Genomic DNA, 21354 nt, shown 5'->3' with positions numbered 1-21354 from the left:
CTTCACATAGGAGAGGAAGGGTACTGTGTCTAGAGATCAAATCGTCATTAAAGGAGCTAGAGCTCATAATCTGAAAAATATCGATGTCACGATTCCACGTGATAAGTTTGTTGTTCTTACAGGCTTAAGTGGATCAGGGAAATCGTCGCTTGCCTTTGATACGATTTATGCGGAGGGGCAGCGTAGATATGTTGAATCTCTATCTGCCTATGCCAGACAATTTCTAGGGCAAATGGATAAGCCGGATGTAGATTCGATTGAAGGTCTATCACCGGCTATTTCCATTGATCAGAAGACAACAAGTCGCAATCCGCGTTCCACGGTTGGGACAGTAACGGAGATTTACGACTATTTGCGCTTACTATATGCTCGAATTGGACGTCCGCATTGTCCGACCCATGGCATTGAGATTACATCGCAAACCGTAGAACAAATGGTGGATCGCATTATGGAGTATCCGGAACGAACGAAGCTCCAGATTCTAGCTCCCCTTATTTCAGGACGCAAAGGCGAACATACGAAGCTGCTTGCTGATATTCAAAAGCAGGGATTCGTTAGGGTGCGTGTCAACGGTGAGACGGTCGACCTCGCTGAGAAGATAGAACTCGACAAAAATAAAAAGCACACGATCGAGGTCGTTGTTGACCGTATCGTGATCAAAGAGGATGTTCAAACTCGCCTTGCGGATTCCCTGGAGACAGCGCTCAAGTTGGCAAATGGCCGGGTAATTGTCGATATTATTGACAAAGAAGAGCTGCTCTTTAGCCAGAACCTAGCCTGTCCGGAGTGCGGCTTCAGTGTTGAAGAATTAGCGCCGAGAATGTTTTCGTTTAACAGTCCTTTTGGCGCTTGTCCCGATTGTGATGGACTAGGCAGTCAAATGATTGTTGATCCTGATTTACTTGTTCCAGATATGAAGCTAACGATTGAAGAGGGAGCGTTCGAAGCATGGGCCGGCAGCACTTCCAACTATTATCCGCAGTTCCTTGCGGCGGTTTGCGAACATTATTCCATCCCGCGCAATGTGCCTGTTTCTGAGATCAGCAGTGATCAGATGAAGGTTATCCTTTATGGAACAGGCGGGGAGAAGATTCGCTTCCGCTACGAGAATGATATGGGAGCGAGCAAGGAAGCGCTAGTTCCTTTCGAGGGTATCATTCGCAACTTAGAACGCCGATTCAAAGATACGTTTTCTGAGGGAATCAGGGAGCACATTCAGACATATATGAGCACGAAGCCTTGTCCGAAGTGTAAAGGACAGCGTCTGAAGCCAGAAACGTTAGCTGTGACGATCAATGGCAAAAACATTGCTCATGCAACTTCCCTTTCGATTGGTGACGCTGAGGAATGGTTCAAAGGGCTGGACTTGAATGAACGTGAGCTGACGATTTCCAATTTGATTCTCAAAGAAATCAGATCGCGCCTAGGGTTCCTAGTCAACGTAGGTCTTGATTACTTAACGATGCATCGTGCTGCAGGTACATTATCGGGTGGAGAAGCTCAGCGGATACGCTTGGCTACTCAGATCGGTTCTAGTTTGATGGGTGTCCTTTATATTTTGGATGAGCCTAGCATAGGACTGCATCAGAGAGATAATACGCGTTTGATTCAGACGCTCGAACATATGCGTGATCTTGGTAACACGTTAATCGTCGTGGAACATGATGAAGATACAATGATGGCTGCCGATTACATTATCGATATCGGTCCTGGTGCCGGTATTCATGGCGGACAAGTCATTGCGCAAGGTACGCCTTCAGAGTTGATGAAAGACGAAAACTCGCTTACAGGGCAATACCTCAGCGGCAAACGGTTTATTCCTATTCCAGCAGCGAGACGCAAGCCGAATGGGAAATGGATCGAGGTCAAAGGCGCCAAAGAAAATAACTTGCGCAACGTCTCGGCTAAAGTGCCACTCGGTGTATTCACCTGTGTAACAGGGGTATCTGGTTCAGGCAAAAGTACGTTGATTAACGAGATTTTGTTCAAAACCTTGTCGCGTGATTTAAACGGAGCTAAGGTGCGTCCAGGTGAGCACAAGGAGATTGTAGGCCTTGAACACATTGATAAAGTCATCGATATTGACCAATCACCGATTGGTCGTACGCCGCGCTCGAATCCAGCGACGTATACCGGTGTATTTGACGATATCCGTGATGTTTATGCGAATACGAACGAAGCCAAGGTTCGCGGTTACAAGAAGGGACGCTTCAGCTTTAACGTGAAAGGCGGCCGCTGTGAGGCTTGTCGTGGAGATGGCATCATCAAGATCGAGATGCACTTCTTACCAGACGTGTACGTGCCTTGTGAAGTCTGTAAAGGCAAGCGATATAACCGTGAGACGATGGAAGTGAAGTACAAAGGCAAGAGCATTTCCGAAGTGTTAGAGATGACGATTGAGGACGGCTGTGAGTTCTTCAAGAACTTGCCGCGTATTCATCGTAAGCTGACGACACTTTTGGATGTTGGACTGGGCTACATGACCCTCGGCCAGCCAGCGACTACGCTGTCCGGCGGCGAAGCCCAGCGTGTGAAGCTCGCAGCGGAGCTGTACCGCCGCAGCACAGGCAAGACGATCTACATCCTGGATGAGCCCACTACGGGGCTCCACATCCACGATATCGATCGTCTGCTGAAGGTTCTTCACCGTCTCGTTGAGAACGGTGAAACCGTGCTTGTCATCGAGCATAACCTCGATGTGATCAAGACGGCGGACCACGTCATCGATCTAGGCCCCGAGGGCGGTACCCGCGGAGGACTGATCGTGGCTGCCGGTACGCCGGAGGATGTCGTGAAGGTGGCCGGGTCCTACACCGGCCAGTACTTGAAACCGATCCTTGAAAGGGATCGGGAGCGCTCTGAGAACTACACAAAGCGTCTTGAAGTGCTAGAAGAATCAGTAGGCTAGTAAGTTACCCGAATAAGCTTGGCTCACGATACAAGAGATCGTGACGCCAAGCTTATTTTGTTCTTTTGTCACAATTCCGACTAACAAACGTTTAATTTTGTTAATACTTAATTGAATGATACAAGCTTCGACAATTTAACCCTCTATCCCAATGAAGGAGAAAAGACCTATAATTAGGTTATAAGTTGCATACGAAAATATCCCTCTTACTAACTATCCATGATCGAGGATATAAGCAGTTCTAATCTATCTACTTTATGGAGGCTTGTTATGAAACCGACGTTAGAGTTACAACAGATTGTTTCTGCTTTAGGTATTGATCCTTTTCGATTCTTAGCTTGGCAGGAAAAAGAATTAGCAGAAAAACTACAAAACGCATATATCGAGGAGCATAAAGAATTCGACCCCGTGTACGGACTAGTCGTTTAAGTGCAAATCTATGAAAACATAGAACCCGAAATGTCCCTTGATAGGGATTTCGGGTTTATTTTTTGTAGCTTGTGTATTAAGTTAAGCATTGAATCTTGGCATACCCAGAGTTATAAATAGTCGAAGAGATGGACATTTTATACTTACGAGGCAGGTTTGAGAAATCCCGGTTCATCATGAAACAATCATTGATTTGATGTTAGGGCTCTAATGAACCCATCCATTAACGGCCTTGTTATGTGGTCAAGCCCTGTAAAAGGTGACAAACTTGTTACACATCAGTGTAATCACTTGCATCTAGTGCTCAATCAAGCTAACATAGAATTAAAATAGCAGGACGTGTGCCTTGCACCGAGTTACTATAAGGAGGTTTCACCATGTTATTAGCGGAAGCAGCAGCAACAACAAGTACGTATACAAGCTTTGATATTTATGTTTTGATCTTCACGGTGATCATCGCCATTGCTTTCATCAGAGAGTTGATCAACCCTAGAAGAAATGTGTTTGCTCTAGGATTTGCGGGGGTTTCCTTGCTCGTATTCGGCTTCATGGATTACATAATGATCACCGGCTGGTAATCTGAGCAAAACAAGATAAAAGCCCACAGGACCAAGATCGTAAGATCATAGGCGCCTGCGGGCTTTTTTGTTTTATTTAAAGCGAATGCTTATACCCACCACATTTCACCAAGAGGTTCCTTGATGAGGACTTGTTGAAGATTTTGCACTGCTTTGGAGAATCCTTCTTCAACGGACATCAAACCGTCTTCGTGCTCGATGCTCACTACATAGTCATAACCAACAAGGCGCAGAGCGCTAATGATGTCAGCCCAAACCTTCATATCGTGACCATAACCAACGGAACGGAACTGCCAAGCGCGGTCAAGCATGTTGGCATAGGATTGCATGTCCGTTACACCATAGCGGTTTACATTGTTAACATCAAGCGATGTATCTTTAGCGTGGAAATGGTGAATCGCTCCGGCACGGCCAAGAATTTGCACAGCTTGAACAGGATCGATACCTTGCCACCACATGTGACTCGGGTCAAGATTCGCTCCGATTGCATCGCCTGCTGCTTCACGCAGTCGAAGGAGAGTTGCTGGCGTATGTACGGAGAAACCACCGTGCAGCTCCAGTCCTATTTTAATATTACGGTCGGAAGCGTACTTGCCTGTCTCTGTCCAGTAAGGAATAATTTTGTTCCCCCACTGCCAGTCCAGAATCTCTTGGAAATCGTTCGGCCAAGGCGCTACCGGCCAGTTCGGATACTTCGCATCCTCGTGGTCGCCAGGACAGCCAGAGAACGTATTAACTACAGGTACCTCTAGGCGTTCAGCAAGATCAATCGTTTGTATAATAGCATCATGAAACTCTTTAGCAATGTGTTTTTGCGGGTGCAGCGGGTTCCCGTGAGCGCTAAGTGCGCTGATTGTCAAACCGCGGGATTCCACCGCATGTTTAAATGCTTTTAGTTTCCCTGCGTCTGCGAGAAGTTCGCTTGGGTTGCAATGCGCTGTACCGGGATAGCCCCCTGTACCAATTTCAACAGCATCCAAGCCTTTCGCAGCAATGTAATCCAACGCTTCCTCGAAAGGTTTTCCACCGAACAGAACCATAAAAACGCCTAACTTCATTAGGTACACCTCCATAAATGGTAAACAACCACACAAATTATACCACTATCACCCAGTAAAATGAAGCAAGCCTTTATAGATTCGAAGTACCGTCTCATAATTGGAGCTGTAGATAATAACCGAGAACGTAACCAACGCTTGTGTCACGAAACAACGGAAGTAGAAATAGGTTTTGGATACTTTCTTTTTGTTAACGGTAGTGATTTTAAATATATTTTCGATGGCCAGAATGATCCCATGGTAGAGCCCGTAAAAGAAATAAAGCCATGTGAAACCATGCCATAGACCAATTAAGACCATAATCAGAACGGACAAGCTGGAGGCTACCCAACGGGATGGAGCAGTACGGGAGAAGAACATGAAGATATGATCTCGGAAAAAATCACCTAACGTCGCGTGCCAATTCCGCCAAAACTGCGTCATGGAAGGCGAGAAGAGTGGACGCTTGAAGTTCTCAGGCATCGTATAGCCCATCAATCGCCCAAAGCCGATCGCCATATCGGAATAACCAGAGAAATCGAAGTAAATGAGTGCGTAGAACCAGATCAATAGAAATAACGACTGATGAGTGTGTAGATCCTGCTTTAGCACTTGATCGAAAATGCTGGTCATCCAGGTGACGACAACGATTTTTTTAAACAATCCTAAAATGATCCGTTTCACACTGTCTTCGAAGAGCGCAGCGTCTACGCTGTAAGGCTTTTTGCTATCGGCCATGAAATCACGGAATTTTAAAATCGGCCCCGATGTAAAAGTTGGAATGAATAGCAGGTAATTCGCGTAATCTATGGCTGGAACTTGACCTTCTTTACCGAAGAAATATGCGAAATAATAAGCATCGATCACTTTAAGAACGTTATAAATGAGGCCTAAATAGATGATAGCATCGAATAAAGGATTGTGAAAAATGTCCATGACGAAAAGCCGGACACCGAGAAATACACCGACAACATTAGCGGCAATCGCGAAAATAAAGGTCGCTTTACGCCATAATGTCGTTCGGCATAGATAAACAAAGCCAGCATAATTAATGACCGTAAAAGCAGCATAGAAAATGAGCAGCTTCTCGCTGAACAGCAGCAGAAAGCAGAGGCTGAAAATAATCATCAGAATGCGTTTGTTATTAGCCCACTTGCGGGTGAGCATCAGAACGGCAACCATGCCAATCATAGCGATAATTGCGTTCATGTGCATATAAAACATAGCTATAGAACTCCTCGCTTCGAAAGCTTGATCGGAATCAACTTAGACATCTGGCCGATTTAGAAATGCTAGAATTTCTCGTAAATAAACAAGCCCTTGCCGGTAAAATAAATGAAAACCAAGTACAACATCACGAGGTAGATCAAGACTTCGATGGTTTTCCTAAGGATTTTAACCATGTGTCAACCTCCTTCGTAAATAGCGGTGCGCCCTCTTCGCGGTTCAAATGAACAAGGTCATGGAAATAGCGTGGATCGTATTTGTGCAGCAAATCCAGCGTAGGCACATTCGCAGCTTGCAGTTGGCGGTTTGCTTCTTGCATCAAGGAGGCGACATAAGGCGGATCCGCATAGCCTTTGTTCCACGGCATCCAAATCACTCGCAGAGGAAGTTGATGTTTATTCGCATACTGGATAACCCACTGCAGAGCATCCAAATTTGCCTGAAAATCCTTCAATGTCATGGCACCGAAGCGTTTGTCATAATCGGTCCATTTCGTCTTTAGGAAAGCATCGTCTTTGTGCCCGGGGTAAAGCTCTTTATCAATCCAACGTGGTTCGTAGGCAAGGCTGCCTTTACGCAAAGTACGAGCAAACTCTTCACCGGAGTCTCGGAAATAGTCGCGGTAGGTATAAACATAAGGCTGGTACCATGGTTTGAACCATTGGTAAGTTGGATCTGTTTCAAGTGAGTCCAGCATGGTGTGAACATCAATGCCAATCACAAGCTCATCCTTTACCTGGTAAAGGTTATTCGATAGGATGGCTTTCAGGTCGGTTAGCTTTCCATAGGAAAGTCCCATCTCAACCAAATGGGCTTCGGATTTCTCTTCGATATACGCACCGGTAACGGACGAATTACCGAAGAAAACCGGACCCGATTGGGACCAGCCGTGGTGGTAGAGCGTTTTGGTAAAGTCGTTTTTGTAAAAACGGCGGGAGCTAACCATCGGGTTCCACCAGGAAATGAGCAGGTCGGAGACGACGATTGCCAGCAGCAGGCCGAGTACGAAGCTATTTTTTTTGAGAAATGCAGCTACTTTCAACGGTATCACTCATTATCTTTGTATAGGATGGACGCTTCATAACGTTTGGCTTGCCATAGAGAACGCATGAAGCATTAGTTGGCCCACAGCTGACAAGGAACTGTATATCGTACAGCTAATGTCGGCGTGTGGGCCATGTGATGTTACTTTGATGAACTGACAAAGCACTTACAGCGCCTTCTCCTGCCAAGCATGGTACTGCTCACGGAATGTGGCTGGCCACTGCTGCTCGTCGAGACCGTACTGCGCTAAGAATGCGAACGCCCAGCGTTCGATTCCAAAGCCTACACAGCCTGTAACGGCGTTGCGCTTGCCCATTTTAATATTAAAAGCATTCCCAAACGTGTTGCTATGGAAATTTACAGAGGAACAGGCGATTGACTTCTTCACATGAGGAATGCTCAAGCGCAGCTCATACTTCATCTCTTGATTGCGTTGGAAGGACGCTTTCACTTGGAAATCGTTTGTGAAGAACGGGTCGTTGGCAATCTCCATCATACTGTCCACGTTCCATTCAACGGCAAGCTCTTTAAGATATTCGATCGATTTCAGGCGATTTTCTTTGACGAAATCTGGTTTGCCGACGAAAATAATTTCGCGCATCGAGAAGTCGAGCAGACGACCGAAATCGGTGTGGTTTTTGGACTCGAAGCGATGGCATTTCGCAATGGCTGTAACGACGATGCCGTCACCCTCAAGCGTTTCATTCTCTAGGCCTTCATAGCAGTGATAACAAGTAGATGGATTCATCATGAAGTTCGGCTTCACCATATTGTTATCAAGCGCGAGCGGCTGCTCTTGGCTCCAACCGCCAGCTTCGCGGATCGATTGGGAGAAAGACTCAATGACATCGAGATCTTCACGTAGATGAGTCACGAAATGAATGTGCTCCGGGAAAGAAGTGAAGTGATTCGTTTTATTCAAAGTATGACTATGAATAACAGCAGGATATGACTCTTCCTGCATGCCTTCGAACCGCTTGGCGATCTTCGTAACGAAAGAGTAATCAAAGAAACGCATTAAGCTGGAGAAAGGCTCACGGAAAATAAAAAGACCGGGCTCCAACACTTTGATTGCTTTACGCTCTACAAGCTCAGCGATTATATCGCCTTCGTAAGGGGTATCGACTTTATGCTCGAAAAGAATGTTTTCCTTGAAGCCGAAATCGCCGTGGGAGAAACGTTCAATGAGACGCTGAACCCGCTCGGTAATACCTTCGTTTCCATTGGGAGAGTTATGCGTAATGATGATGTGACCATCCACAAGGGCAATATCCTGAATATGCTCATCGGCAAAGGCGGACGCGTATTTGACTTGTCCATGCTGACTTTCAGCCAGGCCTTCTAAAGAAATTTTACATGTCAACATGAGTGGGTTACCTCGCAGTCTTCTTGGAAATAAAATCGGCAATTTCGCTTACCGTGTTCATGGAGTACAGCATTAAATCTTGATTCGTTACTTGGATACTGTACGTTTTCTCAATATGGGCGATAAGCGCTGTGGCACCGATGGAGTCAATGAACCCATAATCAAACAGATGAACATCAACATCAAAATCATCGTCATCCTCAGCAATTTCATAACGCTCGCGAATATGCTGTTCAAGCTGCGCTGCTAATTCTTCATTAGACATGTTGGAAAGCCTCCTGGTTAAAGTAAAAGTGGTAAAGGAACGTTTAGATCACTTTGAAGTGAAAGAAAGTGTCGTCAAATCACCGTATCGGGTGATGGTGTACATATGTGTTTGGGCGTCATGCTCGATTTTGACCTCGGATGATTCGTCGAAACGCAGCTCTGTAGGACTGAATACCTTCACTTGCTGCAGACCTGCTGATTTCAGGATTAATTGATGAGTGTTTCCTTGCTGGGTTAGCTCAAAAGGAATATTAGAACGAACGACATGAAACTTCTCCTTGGTCGCTCCAATACCGATGGAGGATGGCTTAGCCAAACCTAGATAAAATCGGTTATCAATTGTCGTGTAAATATCCGAATCACTTTGTAGGGAGTATAGGGCAAGTTTTTCACCCTTTTCGATGACAACACCCAGTGTCGCAGCATACTCACCAGCCAAGCTTGGCACCTTGTCGGTATTCGGTGTCAAAGTGGCATGAAAGTGTGGACTGCCGCCAGCTAATCGATCTTTGAGCTTGTCCCATAAATATGAGGCCCATGACTGACTGATACGAACCTCGCTTTTCATAGCGGTTAAGAATGACTTCGCCATCTGTGTTTCGGTCATAAAATTATAATCATGCTTCATACGAAGTTTATTAAAGTAGTCAGCAAAATTGGTTAAATCGGCAACCAAAGATGGTACGGGAAAATGGTACTCGATGTGTTCGAAATAATCAATCGGCATATCCAATTTAACCATCGATTCGAAAACATCTGTCGTCGCATAGTCTCCTGTTCGCAGCACCGGCGTCGGTGTATGAATCAGCATCGTATGATCCGTATTCCCTTGTTTATCCTGTAGTAGGAAGGGAAGCGACCAAATCTCTTCCGGGCGTGGAATAACGGGCGAATCGGGTGATAAGAATCCGAAATTGTACCATAATCCTTGCTGCTGTTCATTTTCCAGTGTTTGCTGGTGATCTATGTTATTGATGCGCCACGTGTGTTGGTTCGTTCCAAGGTGCAGCCAAGGGATGCCGAGCTTATCGAATGCTTTCTTGTGAAGGGAAAGCTCAGTGCGCTCCTGCTCAGCACTTTTGAAATTATGCACAAACACGTGCGGATCGATTTGTAAATGATTGTCACGCGCGTATTGGATGAACTCCTTCAATTCCGCTTGATAAGGAAACTGCGGGTCGTCGATCGAAACGGGGGACCCGAATTCGATACCGCCGACGACCAGGTCGTCTTTACCGTCGTGATTAAGATCTATCCAAAGCGGGACGGAGTAGTGGCCTGCAACCAAGGCGTGATCGCCGACTTGGTTCAGGGTTGCGCCCTGTAGGGGACCCTGTGGCGTCCAAGCGCCATTATCAGAGCCTTGGAGATACACTTGCAGGTCCCCGTCGCTGCTGCCGACCACGATATCGAGTCGGCCGTCGCCGTTGATGTCACGCACGGATGGTGCGGCGTGCGTAGATTTATTTGGCAGCGGGAACAGAGCGCTGCCCTGAGCTTCTAGCTCAAGGCCCACTGCGCTGCGGCCTTTGTAGAGCCATACTTGTCCATCGGCTCCGCCTAGGACAAGGTCGAGCTTGCCGTCGCCATCGACGTCGGCGACGCTCGGCGCTGCAGGCCCTCCGGGCAGCTGCAGCGCCTTCCCGCCCGCGAGCAGCGCCGCGGGCTTCGTGAACCTGCCGCTAGCGAGCTGCGGCAGAAGCAGCACGGCCCCGGACTCGTCGGAAACGACGAGGTCCGTGCGGCCAGCCCCGTTCACGTCTGCGGCGTGAACGGCACTGTAAGGGCCAAGCTGGAGCGGCAAGCCGGACTCCAGCAACAGCTTCATCGGCGCGCCGAACGTGTCCGGCAGCGCCAAGCCGTCAGGCGGCGGCTCACTCGTGTAGGCCGCCGCGTCAACGCCTTGATTCGTGTACACATACACGAATCCATCCGAACTGCCGACGACGAGGTCCGTGCGGCCGTCGCCGTTCATATCCGCGGCTGCCGGGTACGCGCGGTAAGGCAGCTCAATCGCGCTCGACAGATCGCGATACTGCGGAAACAAAGCCTGCCGCAGGGGCTTGCCGGCAGCCATCACGTGCAGTCCGCTCGCGTATCCCGAGCCGGGCAGCTCACCGACGAACTTCGGCTGCGCGTTCGTCCCCGTGTTAAGCTGTACCGTCACGCTCTCATGCCACTGCCCCCAGTAGAAGGCGTTGCGGACAAGTGTAAACGATGGAATCTCGTTATATTCCTTCAGCTTCTCCGCCCAAGCGATGCCATCCTTTTGCCCAATTGCCGGCATCGCCTCAAAATGATTCTGAAAGGCCATCGCGGGCCTTCCGTAAGGTCCAAGCATTTTTTTCACACTGTAACCAAGTGTTTCTTTCGATACATAAGCCAGTAGTTCACTGCGATACTGCATGTTCGCTGCAGCAAAAGCAAAGTTAAAGTAAGGCTCAATCGGTAACGTTTTTCTATTGAAATAAGTTGTTCCCGGAACTCGTTTCATTGCTGCTTGGTACTTTGCAGCCAGCTGAGAGAAGCCTAGGTTCGGGTCCATGCCGCTCATCATGTCGTAGCCTGTTAGGAAGTACCGGTTAGGCAGAAAGTTACTGCTGATCAGCACGGTACCTTTTCCAACGCGGTTCTGCATAACAAGTGAAACAGGCATCTTCGACTCCATTGGTTTATTCATTGCCACAATCGTTTGACCTGTGGAGGGATCGAAACCGAATCCGAGGTTAAAACCAGGTAGATCGTCCATTGTATTATGCTTAAGATAGCTTTGCGTAAATAATTGAAAGGTTTGTTGAATGCCCTGAAGATTAACTGGCACTTGCGGGTAGCTGAGAGACAGTGAATCCCCTGATAAGAAAGGCGAGCCAAATTTGTTCAGTGGTACCTTTTTTAAATCAACAATTCTGGCAGCTCCAAGAAAATCCAGCGGAAACCGGTCAGCAAACTCATTTTCCACTAATAAATGCCCGCCCTGCTTCACGAATGTTACGAGTTTCGAAGCTTGTTCCGTCCACCCGGCATCTTGCGCAAGGGCAGGATCCAGATAAATTGCATCGTACTTACGAAGCTGGCTCGTTGATAAAGAAGGCAGGTTTTGTTTATCAATGTGAACGCCTGCTTGCAAGGTTTGCTGAAAATTTCCATAGGCTGCCGCATCATAAAGATCCCCGCTTGTTGCATAGAGGAGCTTGGTTTCATCTGCTTTTGGCAAAAATAAAAGAAGGACAATGAGTAATAGGCTACTGATGACGCCTAGTCCGATCAATAACTTAAGAACACGAATTTTCGACAAAACCAAAGGTATCCCTCAATTGCTAAAAAGGTTACTATCCTTGACATTATAGCATTCATAGGAAACTTTGTTAACTTCTAAAGGGTTTCTGTTTGAGGAGGAAACGTTTGGTAACGAGGTTGTGACTGTCGGATATTGGCTAAGTTTGTAATTACCCCCCGCCCTAGATTCCTACCTATCATTTCTGTTACACTAAAGAGAAGACTTTGAGGACGATCCGAGGATCTATTATTGAAAGGATTTGCTGCCATGCGTACGATACGCAGAGAAGATATAGAATTGTTAGCCCCTGCGGGGGATTGGGATTGTTTGAGAGCAGCTGTTGCCAATGGGGCGGATGCCGTATTTTTTGGTGTGGAGAAATTTAATGCTAGAGCACGTGCGCATAACTTTACGATGGCTGAACTGCCGGATATTATGTCGTTCCTTCATTTATATGGGGTAAAAGGCTTTCTTACTTTCAACATCCTCGTATTTGAGGAAGAACTGAATGATGCGAAGCAATTGATTGATGCATGTGTCGACGCTGGTGTGGATGCAGTCATTGTACAGGATCTTGGTCTGGTTAAAATGATACGTCAGATCTCTCCGGATTTCCCGATTCACGGATCCACACAGATGACGATTACATCGCCTGAGGCGGTTGAATTTACGAAGCCGTTCGATATTGAACGCGTTGTTTTAGGGCGCGAAAATAACTTGAAGCAGATTAAGCAAATCGGCGATCAAGCGAAGCTTCCGATGGAAGTATTCGTGCATGGTGCGCTTTGCGTATCTTATTCCGGTCAGTGTCTGACTTCTGAAATGTGGGGCGGACGTTCAGCTAACCGCGGAGAATGCGCACAAGCATGCCGCTTGCCGTATGATTTGATGGTCGATGGCGTGCAAAAGCCGATGGGCGATGTCACGTATTTGCTGTCGCCAAAGGATTTGGCAGCGATAGAGATCGTGCCGGAGCTAATTGAAGCCGGCGTACGCTCTTTCAAAATTGAAGGACGTCTGAAGACTCCTGAATATGTGGCCAATGTCGTGAGCAAGTATCGCCGTGCGATTGACCGTTATTTCGATGGGGAGGATGCTCGTCCGACCAAAGAAGAGGTTCGTGAGCTTCAACAAAGCTTCTCGCGTGGATTTACAGTTGGTTTCTTGAATGGAACCAACAATAAGCAGCTTGTCGACGGCACGTTTCCGAAGAGCCGCGGGGTTTTCGTGGGCCGCATCAAGCAGATTTTGCGCGATGGCGTGATCTGTGAGCTGGAGGCGCCGCTCAAGCGCGGCGACGGGCTTGTTTTCGACGCCGGGGATCCGACGAAGAAGGAAGAAGGCGGGCGCATCTACGATTTGCGCCGCAAGGGAGAGAAGCTCGAAGGTGAAGCCGAGGGCGGACTCATCGAGATCATTATGGGACGCAATGATGTGGAGCTGGGCCGTCTGCATGTCGGGGACCGCATCTGGAAGACGAATGATCCACAGCTGGACAAGCGCCTGCGCCAGACGTTTGAGACCGACAAGCCTTACCGGACTTTCCCAGTAAGCGTGAAGGTCAGCGGTATAGAAGGTGAGCCGCTCAAGAGCTGGTGGACGGATATCCAAGGCGGACATACCGTCTTCGTACAATCCGAGCTTCCGCTGGTTCGCGCGGAGAAAAGACCAATGGACGAGCAGCTCTTTACAGAGCAGTTCGGACGCCTTGGCGGTACGATTTATGCGCTCAGTCAGCTGGATGTGCAGCTGACCGGCGAGCTGATCGTGCCGATGCGAGAACTTAACAGCATGCGCCGCATGGCTGTGGAGCTGATGGAAGACGAGCGGCAGAAACCACCGGTTTACATGAAGCGTGAAATCGGCGTGTATGACGATGTGATTCAGTCAGCTGCTGAGTCAGCTATCGCCAATGCTGCCGCGAATACTCCTGCCCTTTCCCTAGCGGAACGCAAGGCTGTGGAGCTTACTGCACTTTGCCGTAACTTGGATCAGGTGAAGGCCGTGCTTGAGACCACGGAAATCGAGTTTATTTACGCGGATTTCGAATTTATTAAGCAGTTCCCTGCGGCCGTGGAAGCCGTTCGTGCAGCCGGGCGCAAAATTGCCTTGGTGACACCGCGTATTCATATGCCTGGGGAAACGGGCTATTTTAACCATATATTAAAGCTTAATCCGGATGCGGTATTGATCCGCAATACGGGCGCAGCCTACTTTTTCTTGAAGCATCGGTTGGAAAATCCGGACGCGCCGAAACCGCAGTTAATCGGGGATTTCTCGCTCAATGTGGCCAACCACAAAACGGCTGCCTTGTTCCTAGAAGCGGGCCTATCGAAGATTACGCCTTCGTACGATTTGAACATTCAGCAAATGGTCGATTTGCTTCGCCGCGCTGAGACCTCGAAGCTTGAGGTTGTTATCCATCAGCACATGCCGATGTTCCATACGGAGCACTGCGTGTACTGTACGTTCCTGAGCGAGGGCACTGACTTTACAAACTGCGGTCGTCCTTGTGAGGATCACAGCGTTTCTTTGCAAGACCGTGTCGGTATGTCCCATCCGGTTCGTGTTGATGAAGGCTGCCGTAATACGGTGTATAACGCGGTGGATCAATCTGGTGCTGAGTACTTGAGTCATTTCATGGATTTAGGCATCCGTTCCTTCCGTGTGGAGTTCCTGGAAGAGACGCCTGACAAGGTGCGCGAAATTCTCGACTTGTACCGTCGCGCGATTGATGGTGAGATTAGCGGTACGCAAGTATGGCGTTCGTTGAAAGCGACGAACCAATTAGGTGTTACTCGCGGTCAGCTGGTGAAGTAGAAGATCTATAGTGTGAAAAAACAGACTCAGTGCCGCATAGGCACTGGGTTTTTGTTGTTTTCTGGAAGAAAAGGAAAGGCGGGCTCTTAAATGTTTCCTTCATTTGTTGTCACTTGTTTGATGTCCTGAATAATATGTTTAGAGCTAATGCCTAAGCCTAAAGGACATAAGAAGAAAGGATGACGATAGATAACAATGAAAAGGACATATAAGTTCAACGAGATCGCTGGTAGAATCGGAAAAACGCGAGAAGTTGTAAGGGGATGGTCAAATTATTATCGCGAATTTCTTCCAACTAAAGCTTTTGGCGGATCCCAAAGGTACACAGAAGAAGCCATCGAAATTTTTGAGATCATTTCCAAGTTGAGTGATGCCAATAAACCGCCTAGATTTATAAAAGAACATTTACAGGAAATGCGTCAGAAAGCAATTATCGCTCTCAATGATGAAAAGCCATTACCTCCTACATCTACTAATGTTCCTGACTCCAATTTACCTCTTTCCGTAGACAACGCAATCTTACCTTCAGTTATGAACAACTCCAGCTTGCAATTAAGTAAAGAAACAATGGAATTAAGTAGCAAGGTACAGCTCCTTACGCAAAAAATAAAAGCGAATAAATTCCCAAGAAATTTAAAGGACCATTTAGATGACCTGAATCAAAAGGTTGGAATATCGTCTACAGCAGGTGGCAGGCTTTTGTCACCTATGATGGATCACTCAAACTCTCAGTTCGTTCAATTAAGTAATGAAGTCGCGGAACTTAGCAACATCATCCATACGCTCAAGCAAAAGGTTATCGAAGTTTCGAACGTTACTGAAGAAGTAACGGAACTGCGAAACGTGATCCAAATCCTCACCCAACATATAACTGATTTGTTCGAACAGGACATTAGAAGTGAAGTTGCTACTACGCTAGAATTACTACACAGACAAATTGAGGGTGTATTTGTAGAAGTAATAGGGCTGAAGAATGTGATCCAAACCGTTCAGCAAAAGGTAACTGAAGCTTCGGGGCAAGATCTCAAAGGTGAAATACTTACTGCCACAACGGAGTTACTGAACCAACGATTTGAAGGCGTTTCGGAAGATGTAAAGAATCTGCGAAATGAGATTCATCTCAAAGCACAAAAGGTAACGGAACTGCAAAACGTGATCCAAACCGTTCAGCAAAAGGTAATGGAAGCTTCGGAGCAAGATCTCAAAGGTGAAATACTTACTGCCACAACGGAGTTACTGAACCAACGCTATGAAGGCGTTTCGGAGGATGTAAAGAATCTGCAAAATGAGATTCATCTCAAAGCACAAAAGGTAACGGAACTGCAAAACGTGATCCAAACGGTTCAGCAAAAGGTAACTGAAGCTTCGGAGCAAGATCTCAAAGGTGAAATACTTACTGCCACAACGGAGTTACTGAACCAACGATTTGAAGGCGTTTCGGAAGATGTAAAGAATCTGCGAAATGAGATTCATCTCAAAGCACAAAAGGTAACGGAACTGCAAAACGTGATCCAAACCGTTCAGCAAAAGGTAACGGAAGTTTCGGAGCAAGATCCCACGCAAAAGGTAAGTGAAAGGTTGGAACAAGAAATCCGAAGTGAAATGCTTGCTACTGCTGAATCACTAAACAAACGATATGATGACATATCTCAACAATTGACATCACAGCAACGACTACTTGAAAAAATCTCTAAAATGTTAGGCTTTTAGGCTATCATTTAATCCTCAACATGATGCCAATAAATAGAACTCCCTAGCAGCTAAGGAGTTCTATTTATTATTTACATTTCAGCCTTCTCGTTTGTTCACAATTTAGACACAATATTTTAATCTATTTTTCAGATTTGCTTAAGGTTGGTTTATTGTTCCACGGGTATAGTGATGATGGTTATATGAACGATTAGAAATGGGGGATCTTGGATGCTTGAGGTCAAACAAGTCAGCAAGCTGTACGAAAATGATCGCGGCGTACACAACATCGATTTCTCGATGCAGCGCGGTGAGATCGTCGGCTTCTTAGGGCCGAACGGTGCTGGCAAAACAACGACGATGCGCATGATTACGGGTTATTTAAACCCTACGCATGGTCAAATATGGGTAGATGGTCACTCCATGGCTGATAACCCGAAGAAAGCACGCCGCAAAATCGGTTATTTACCCGAAACGCCACCTCTCTATCCAGAGATGACGGTGCAAGCTTATTTACGATTTATCGCAAATCTTCGCGATGTGCCAGCACGGGAGCAGAAGCTGCGTGTCGGCGAAGCGATCGACAAGCTAGGTCTGCAAGGCCGCGAGAAGCAAATCATCCGCTCCTTGTCTAAGGGCTACAAGCAGCGCTTGGGCCTCGCGCAAGCGATTCTGCACCAACCGGATCTGCTTATCCTGGACGAGCCCACGTCTGGCCTCGATCCGAAGCAGATCATCGAGATTCGCCAGCTGATTCATGAGCTGGGCGAGAACCACACAGTGCTGCTGAGCACGCACATTCTCCCGGAAATTAACGCGATTTGCAATCGCGTTCTCATTATTAACCAAGGCCGCGTCGTTCTCGACGAGCGCCCTGAGCATCTCGGCCGCACGATGGGCGAGACATTCGAGGTATCGCTCGAGGTCAAGGGACCTCGCGAGCGGATCTTGACCGAGCTGCGCAGCCTAGAGGCGGTCGCAGAAGTGAAAGAAGTCGACGCGCCGAGCGACGCTGCAACTATCGCTGCCCCGGCTGCGCAGGATGTGTTCATTACCGACGATGCATCGAAAGAAGCAGCAACCACAGAACCACCAGCAGCAGCCGAAACTGTGAAGCTGCTAGTCACCTCTGCGGATCGCTCCGATATCCGCGAGGCGATGTTCTTCCGCCTGGCAGGCGCAGGCTATCCGATCCTCGAAATGAAGCGGGAAAGCCTCAGCTTAGAGGATATCTTCCTCAAGTTGACGACGGATGAACCTGTCGAAGCCGAAGGCACTCCGAAGGAGGAGGTAGACACCGATGCGTAGAATCTGGGCCATTTGCTCGAAAGAGCTGCAAATGTATTTCTTTTCGCCCGTTGCTTACGTGGCATTCGCTTTCTATGTGCTGTTATCGAGCTTTTTCTTCTACATCAACTTCGTTAACGGCCAGCCACCGATTGTGGATGCGCGTTCCGTTGTTGGAAACACCACATTCGTGTATCTGTTTATCATCCCGCTTTTAACGATGCGTCTCATCGCAGATGAGTTCCGTCAAGGCACCGACGAGCTGCTTCTGACTTCACCTGCGGGTATTGGCGAGATCGTGATGGGTAAATATTTATCCGCTTTTATTGTACAAGTGGGGCTAGTGGGGATCAGCTTGATCTACCCGCTCATAATGTCTGCCTTCGGAACGCTGGATAAGCCTGTTATGTGGTTGTCTTATCTAAGTATGTTCCTATTAGGCTGCGCGATGATGGCCATTGGCTTGTTCGCTTCCAGTTTATCCAACAATCAGATGGTTGCCGGTATTTCAGGCTTTGTTATTTTGCTTATGTTATGGCTGCTCGACTGGGTAAGCGGCGGTATGACAGGCAAGCTGAAGGATTATGTCGGTCAATTCTCATTGACGAGCCATCTGACGAACTTGCAAAAAGGCGTCCTGCATGGCGGAGACATCCTCTTTTACATCACATTAACAGCAGTGTTCCTCGTTCTTTGCATACAAGTCCTTGAAAGAAAGCGCTGGAGGTGAGCGGGATGAATAAGTGGATACGGGGAACTAATGCGACTGTTTTATCGATCGCCGTTATCGGCATTTTCATCATTTTGACCATCTTCCTTCACTCGCTGAAAGGCTTTCAGGTCGATTTGACGAAAAATAAGAGCTTTACGCTCTCCGAGCAAACAGTTGCCACACTCAAAAACTTAAATCAAGATATTCACATCGTTGCCTTTACGAATAGTGGGGACAACAACGATTTTGTGACGCGACAAGTCACCGATATGGTGACCGAATATAAGAAGCAAAGCGGCAAGATTACGTATGATGAGTACGATATGCTGAAACAGCCTTCGATGGCCAAGCAGTATGGTGTCGATCAAGGCGGAACGATTATTTTTGAAATGGGTTCTAAAAAGCAGAATATCAATTTCTATGAATTGTTTGTCGGCCAACAGGATGGTTCCTACACGTTCTCAGGGGAAGAGAAGTTTACCCAGGCCATTAAGAGCCTCACGTCGACAGAGAAGCACACGGTTTATCTGCTTTCGGGCCATCAGGAATATCCATTGAATGCCATGACTATATTGAAAAGCAGTTTGGAAGCCGCTAATTATGTCGTGAAGGACCTTAATCTATTCGTTGAGGGTAAAATACCGGACGATGCGCAGATGCTCCTGCTGCTTGGACCGCAAAATGATCTGAACGACAAAGAAGCTGAGCTGATTCAGGCTTATTTGAAAGATAAAGGCAAGATTTATATGGCATTAGGCTTTAATAAAGATATGGCGACCAAGTGGAAAAATATCGATGCCATCATGAAAACATACGGTATCCAAGATCAACATGCGATCGCGATTGAAGCGAAACAAACTTCGCTCTACGATCCGCTGACGATTATTCCGGAGTACGGCTCTCATGAGATTACCGACAAGCTGTCCAGCAATAATTTGATTACGATGTTGTCGCTGGCGGTTAGTTTGAATGCCGATGAAAGTGCACCGGACTATACGCAGTCCTTGCTTCTGAAAACAACGGACAAAGCGTATGGCGAAACGGATATTAACTTGCTTGCACAATCCAAAACAAAGCAGGATACGACAGATGTCAAAGGACCGCTTAACCTTGGCTACGCGATTTCGGGTAAGGATAACAAGCCTAAAGCCGTTATTCTAGGGGGATCGACGTTCGTACTGGATGAAGATATTCAGAATCAAGGTAATAAGGATTTTGCTCTGAACAGTATCGGCTGGCTGCAGGAACAGAAGGATCAGATTACGATCCGTCCGCGTCAAGGGGATGCCTTCCAACAAGCGATGATTACGCCTAGCCAAGCGAATACTATTTTCCTCGTAACGATCGTGTTCTTACCGCTCTTGTTCCTAGTGATTGGCGGCTTGATTTGGTGGAGGAGGAGACGAGGATGAAACGGTTTATTCCTACGATTCTGTTAGTCGTTATTTGTATCGGCGGTTTTTGGTACGCTTTGAGCAAAGACTTCTTTCAAGAGAAAAAAGATGAACCGAAATCGCTCATCACACTCAAGCAAGAAGAAGTGCAATCCATTCATGTAAAAACAGAGGTACAGCAGATCGAATTAGCCCGGAGCGGCAGCGGATGGGAGATGAAAAGCCCGGCAGCAGCGCCGATCAATACGAATCAAGTGGGTTCGTGGTTGGATGCTCTCGGTCTGGTGACATCAACGAAACTAGTTGAAGATCAGGTAAGTAATCTAGCCAACTATGGGTTGGATAAGCCGCTTGGAACTTATGAAGTAACGTTAAAAGACGGCTCGAAGAAGGGACTGCTGGTGGGTACGGCTCTTCCTATTGAAGGCTTCTCCTATGTTCAGGTGGAGGGATCTCCTGCTGTGTATCAGGTGAGTGATCAGTCGCTCTCTGCGCTCAGCAAAGAACCGGTAGACTTTGCCGATGCCAGCCCAGTCCAATTTGAAAACGACAAGGTGCAGAGCGTGAAGCTGACGTGGAAAGGTCAGACTTGGACGCTTACCAAGACAGACAAAGACAAGGTGGCTGCTGAGGCGAGCTGGAAGCTCGGTGATAAAGAGCTGAAAGGCGCGGAGGCGAATCCGCTGCTGGATGAGCTAATCTTCCTGCACAGCGCTGAACTTCCACAGCCGGCGGCTCAGAAGCCAACTGCGGGCGGTGAGCTCAAAGTGGAACTTGGATTGTCTGTAGATGGCAAAGAGGTCACAGAGATCTATGAAGGCAAGCTAAGCCAAGATCAAGTCTGGTTGGCGAAGCAAGGCGGACAGTGGGCGTATCTGCTTACTGCTGCAGATATACAGAAATTGGCGGATGCCTATGCCGGGAAACCGGCTCAGCCTGCCTCTTAACAAGGAAAACTGCTCTCTACAGCAAACATGCTGTGTTGGGGCAGTTTTTTTCGTTAACTTTTTTTTCCAATGATACATAAAACGGAATAATTTGGGAAACCTACAAAAAAGGAACGGAAAGGAGGTAACATTCACATGTACAGCAATCAAGGGAACCAAAACATCTCCACCAAAGAGCTTTTATATCTAGCGGATACGCTGAAAAATGAGGATTTGATAGCGAAGCTATGTGTACAAGGAGCAGTGAATAGCCAAAGTCAGTCCCTGAAACAAACCTTGTCTCATCTTTCTCAGGAGCGTATGCAAAACATTAGCATTCTCATCAACACCCTTCAGCAGCAATCAGGCATTACCCATTAATTCGTACATAAT

The 21354-nt window shown here is 47.3% G+C and carries 16 protein-coding genes; 10 read left to right on the top strand and 6 right to left on the bottom strand.

All coding sequences use genetic code 11. The features are described 5' to 3' along the window. The first annotated feature begins 25 nt into the window (after positions 1-25). The 3 genes from uvrA (at position 26) to QFZ80_RS33180 (ending at position 3915) form a co-directional block, all read left to right on the top strand. Positions 26-2908 carry an excinuclease ABC subunit UvrA gene (uvrA, locus tag QFZ80_RS33190; RefSeq protein ID WP_307551211.1) on the top strand — a complete coding sequence of 961 codons (2883 nt, stop codon included), beginning with the start codon at positions 26-28 and terminating at the stop codon, positions 2906-2908. 270 nt (positions 2909-3178) lie between these two features. Then, entirely contained in the window at positions 3179-3337 is a 159-nt protein-coding gene (locus QFZ80_RS33185) for a hypothetical protein (protein ID WP_307551213.1), read from the top strand. Positions 3338-3714: 377 nt separating this feature from the next. Next, on the top strand, positions 3715-3915 hold the full coding sequence (locus QFZ80_RS33180) for a DUF2759 family protein (protein ID WP_307551214.1): 201 nt from the start codon (positions 3715-3717) through the stop codon (positions 3913-3915). 89 nt (positions 3916-4004) lie between these two features. On the opposite strand, the gene QFZ80_RS33175 is transcribed toward QFZ80_RS33180, so the two are convergent. The 6 genes from QFZ80_RS33175 to QFZ80_RS33150 all read right to left on the bottom strand — a co-directional run bounded on the left by QFZ80_RS33175 (position 4005) and on the right by QFZ80_RS33150 (position 12151). After that, complete coding sequence (locus tag QFZ80_RS33175) at positions 4005-4973, bottom strand: sugar phosphate isomerase/epimerase family protein (RefSeq protein WP_057303263.1); 969 nt, start codon at positions 4971-4973, stop codon at positions 4005-4007. A gap of 48 nt (positions 4974-5021) precedes the next feature. Beyond that, positions 5022-6176 carry an MBOAT family O-acyltransferase gene (locus tag QFZ80_RS33170; RefSeq protein WP_307551218.1) on the bottom strand — a complete coding sequence of 385 codons (1155 nt, stop codon included), beginning with the start codon at positions 6174-6176 and terminating at the stop codon, positions 5022-5024. A gap of 142 nt (positions 6177-6318) precedes the next feature. Next, positions 6319-7230: a hypothetical protein gene (locus QFZ80_RS33165; RefSeq protein ID WP_307562979.1), complete on the bottom strand. Its 912-nt coding sequence runs from the start codon at positions 7228-7230 to the stop codon at positions 6319-6321. 159 nt (positions 7231-7389) lie between these two features. Then, positions 7390-8589 (bottom strand): hypothetical protein, encoded by a 1200-nt coding sequence (locus QFZ80_RS33160; protein ID WP_307551222.1) that lies wholly within the window; start codon positions 8587-8589, stop codon positions 7390-7392. A gap of 7 nt (positions 8590-8596) precedes the next feature. Beyond that, positions 8597-8854: an acyl carrier protein gene (locus tag QFZ80_RS33155; protein WP_307562977.1), complete on the bottom strand. Its 258-nt coding sequence runs from the start codon at positions 8852-8854 to the stop codon at positions 8597-8599. A 48-nt stretch (positions 8855-8902) separates the two neighbouring features. Further along, complete coding sequence (locus tag QFZ80_RS33150; RefSeq protein WP_307562976.1) at positions 8903-12151, bottom strand: FG-GAP repeat domain-containing protein; 3249 nt, start codon at positions 12149-12151, stop codon at positions 8903-8905. Positions 12152-12400: 249 nt separating this feature from the next. Here QFZ80_RS33150 and QFZ80_RS33145 point away from each other — a divergent pair, with 249 nt between their 5' ends. From QFZ80_RS33145 to QFZ80_RS33115, 7 genes are all read left to right on the top strand, one after another. Beyond that, a complete protein-coding gene (locus QFZ80_RS33145; RefSeq protein WP_307562974.1) occupies positions 12401-14953 on the top strand; it encodes a U32 family peptidase in 2553 nt (850 codons plus the stop codon). A gap of 195 nt (positions 14954-15148) precedes the next feature. Then, the gene (locus QFZ80_RS33140; protein WP_307562972.1) at positions 15149-16663 is read left to right on the top strand and encodes a coiled-coil domain-containing protein; all 1515 of its coding nucleotides are present in this window, start codon (positions 15149-15151) and stop codon (positions 16661-16663) included. A gap of 210 nt (positions 16664-16873) precedes the next feature. Next, entirely contained in the window at positions 16874-17950 is a 1077-nt protein-coding gene (locus QFZ80_RS33135) for an ABC transporter ATP-binding protein (RefSeq protein ID WP_307551232.1), read from the top strand. Further along, the gene (locus tag QFZ80_RS33130) at positions 17943-18659 is read left to right on the top strand and encodes an ABC transporter permease subunit (RefSeq protein WP_307551234.1); all 717 of its coding nucleotides are present in this window, start codon (positions 17943-17945) and stop codon (positions 18657-18659) included. Before QFZ80_RS33135 ends, QFZ80_RS33130 begins: the two co-directional genes overlap by 8 nt. Before the next feature lie 5 nt (positions 18660-18664). After that, positions 18665-20053, top strand: a complete 1389-nt coding sequence (locus tag QFZ80_RS33125) for a GldG family protein (RefSeq protein ID WP_307551236.1) — start codon at positions 18665-18667, stop codon at positions 20051-20053. Continuing rightward, on the top strand, positions 20050-20982 hold the full coding sequence (locus QFZ80_RS33120) for a DUF4340 domain-containing protein (protein WP_307562970.1): 933 nt from the start codon (positions 20050-20052) through the stop codon (positions 20980-20982). The genes QFZ80_RS33125 and QFZ80_RS33120 overlap by 4 nt, the downstream gene beginning before the upstream one ends. Positions 20983-21117: 135 nt before the next feature. Further along, positions 21118-21342: a hypothetical protein gene (locus tag QFZ80_RS33115; RefSeq protein WP_307551239.1), complete on the top strand. Its 225-nt coding sequence runs from the start codon at positions 21118-21120 to the stop codon at positions 21340-21342. The last annotated feature ends 12 nt before the right edge of the window (positions 21343-21354 follow it).

It is taken from the genome of Paenibacillus sp. V4I7 (genome assembly GCF_030817275.1).
Classification (GTDB): domain Bacteria; phylum Bacillota; class Bacilli; order Paenibacillales; family NBRC-103111; genus Paenibacillus_E.
This window is presented reverse-complemented; position numbering and strand designations above follow the sequence as displayed.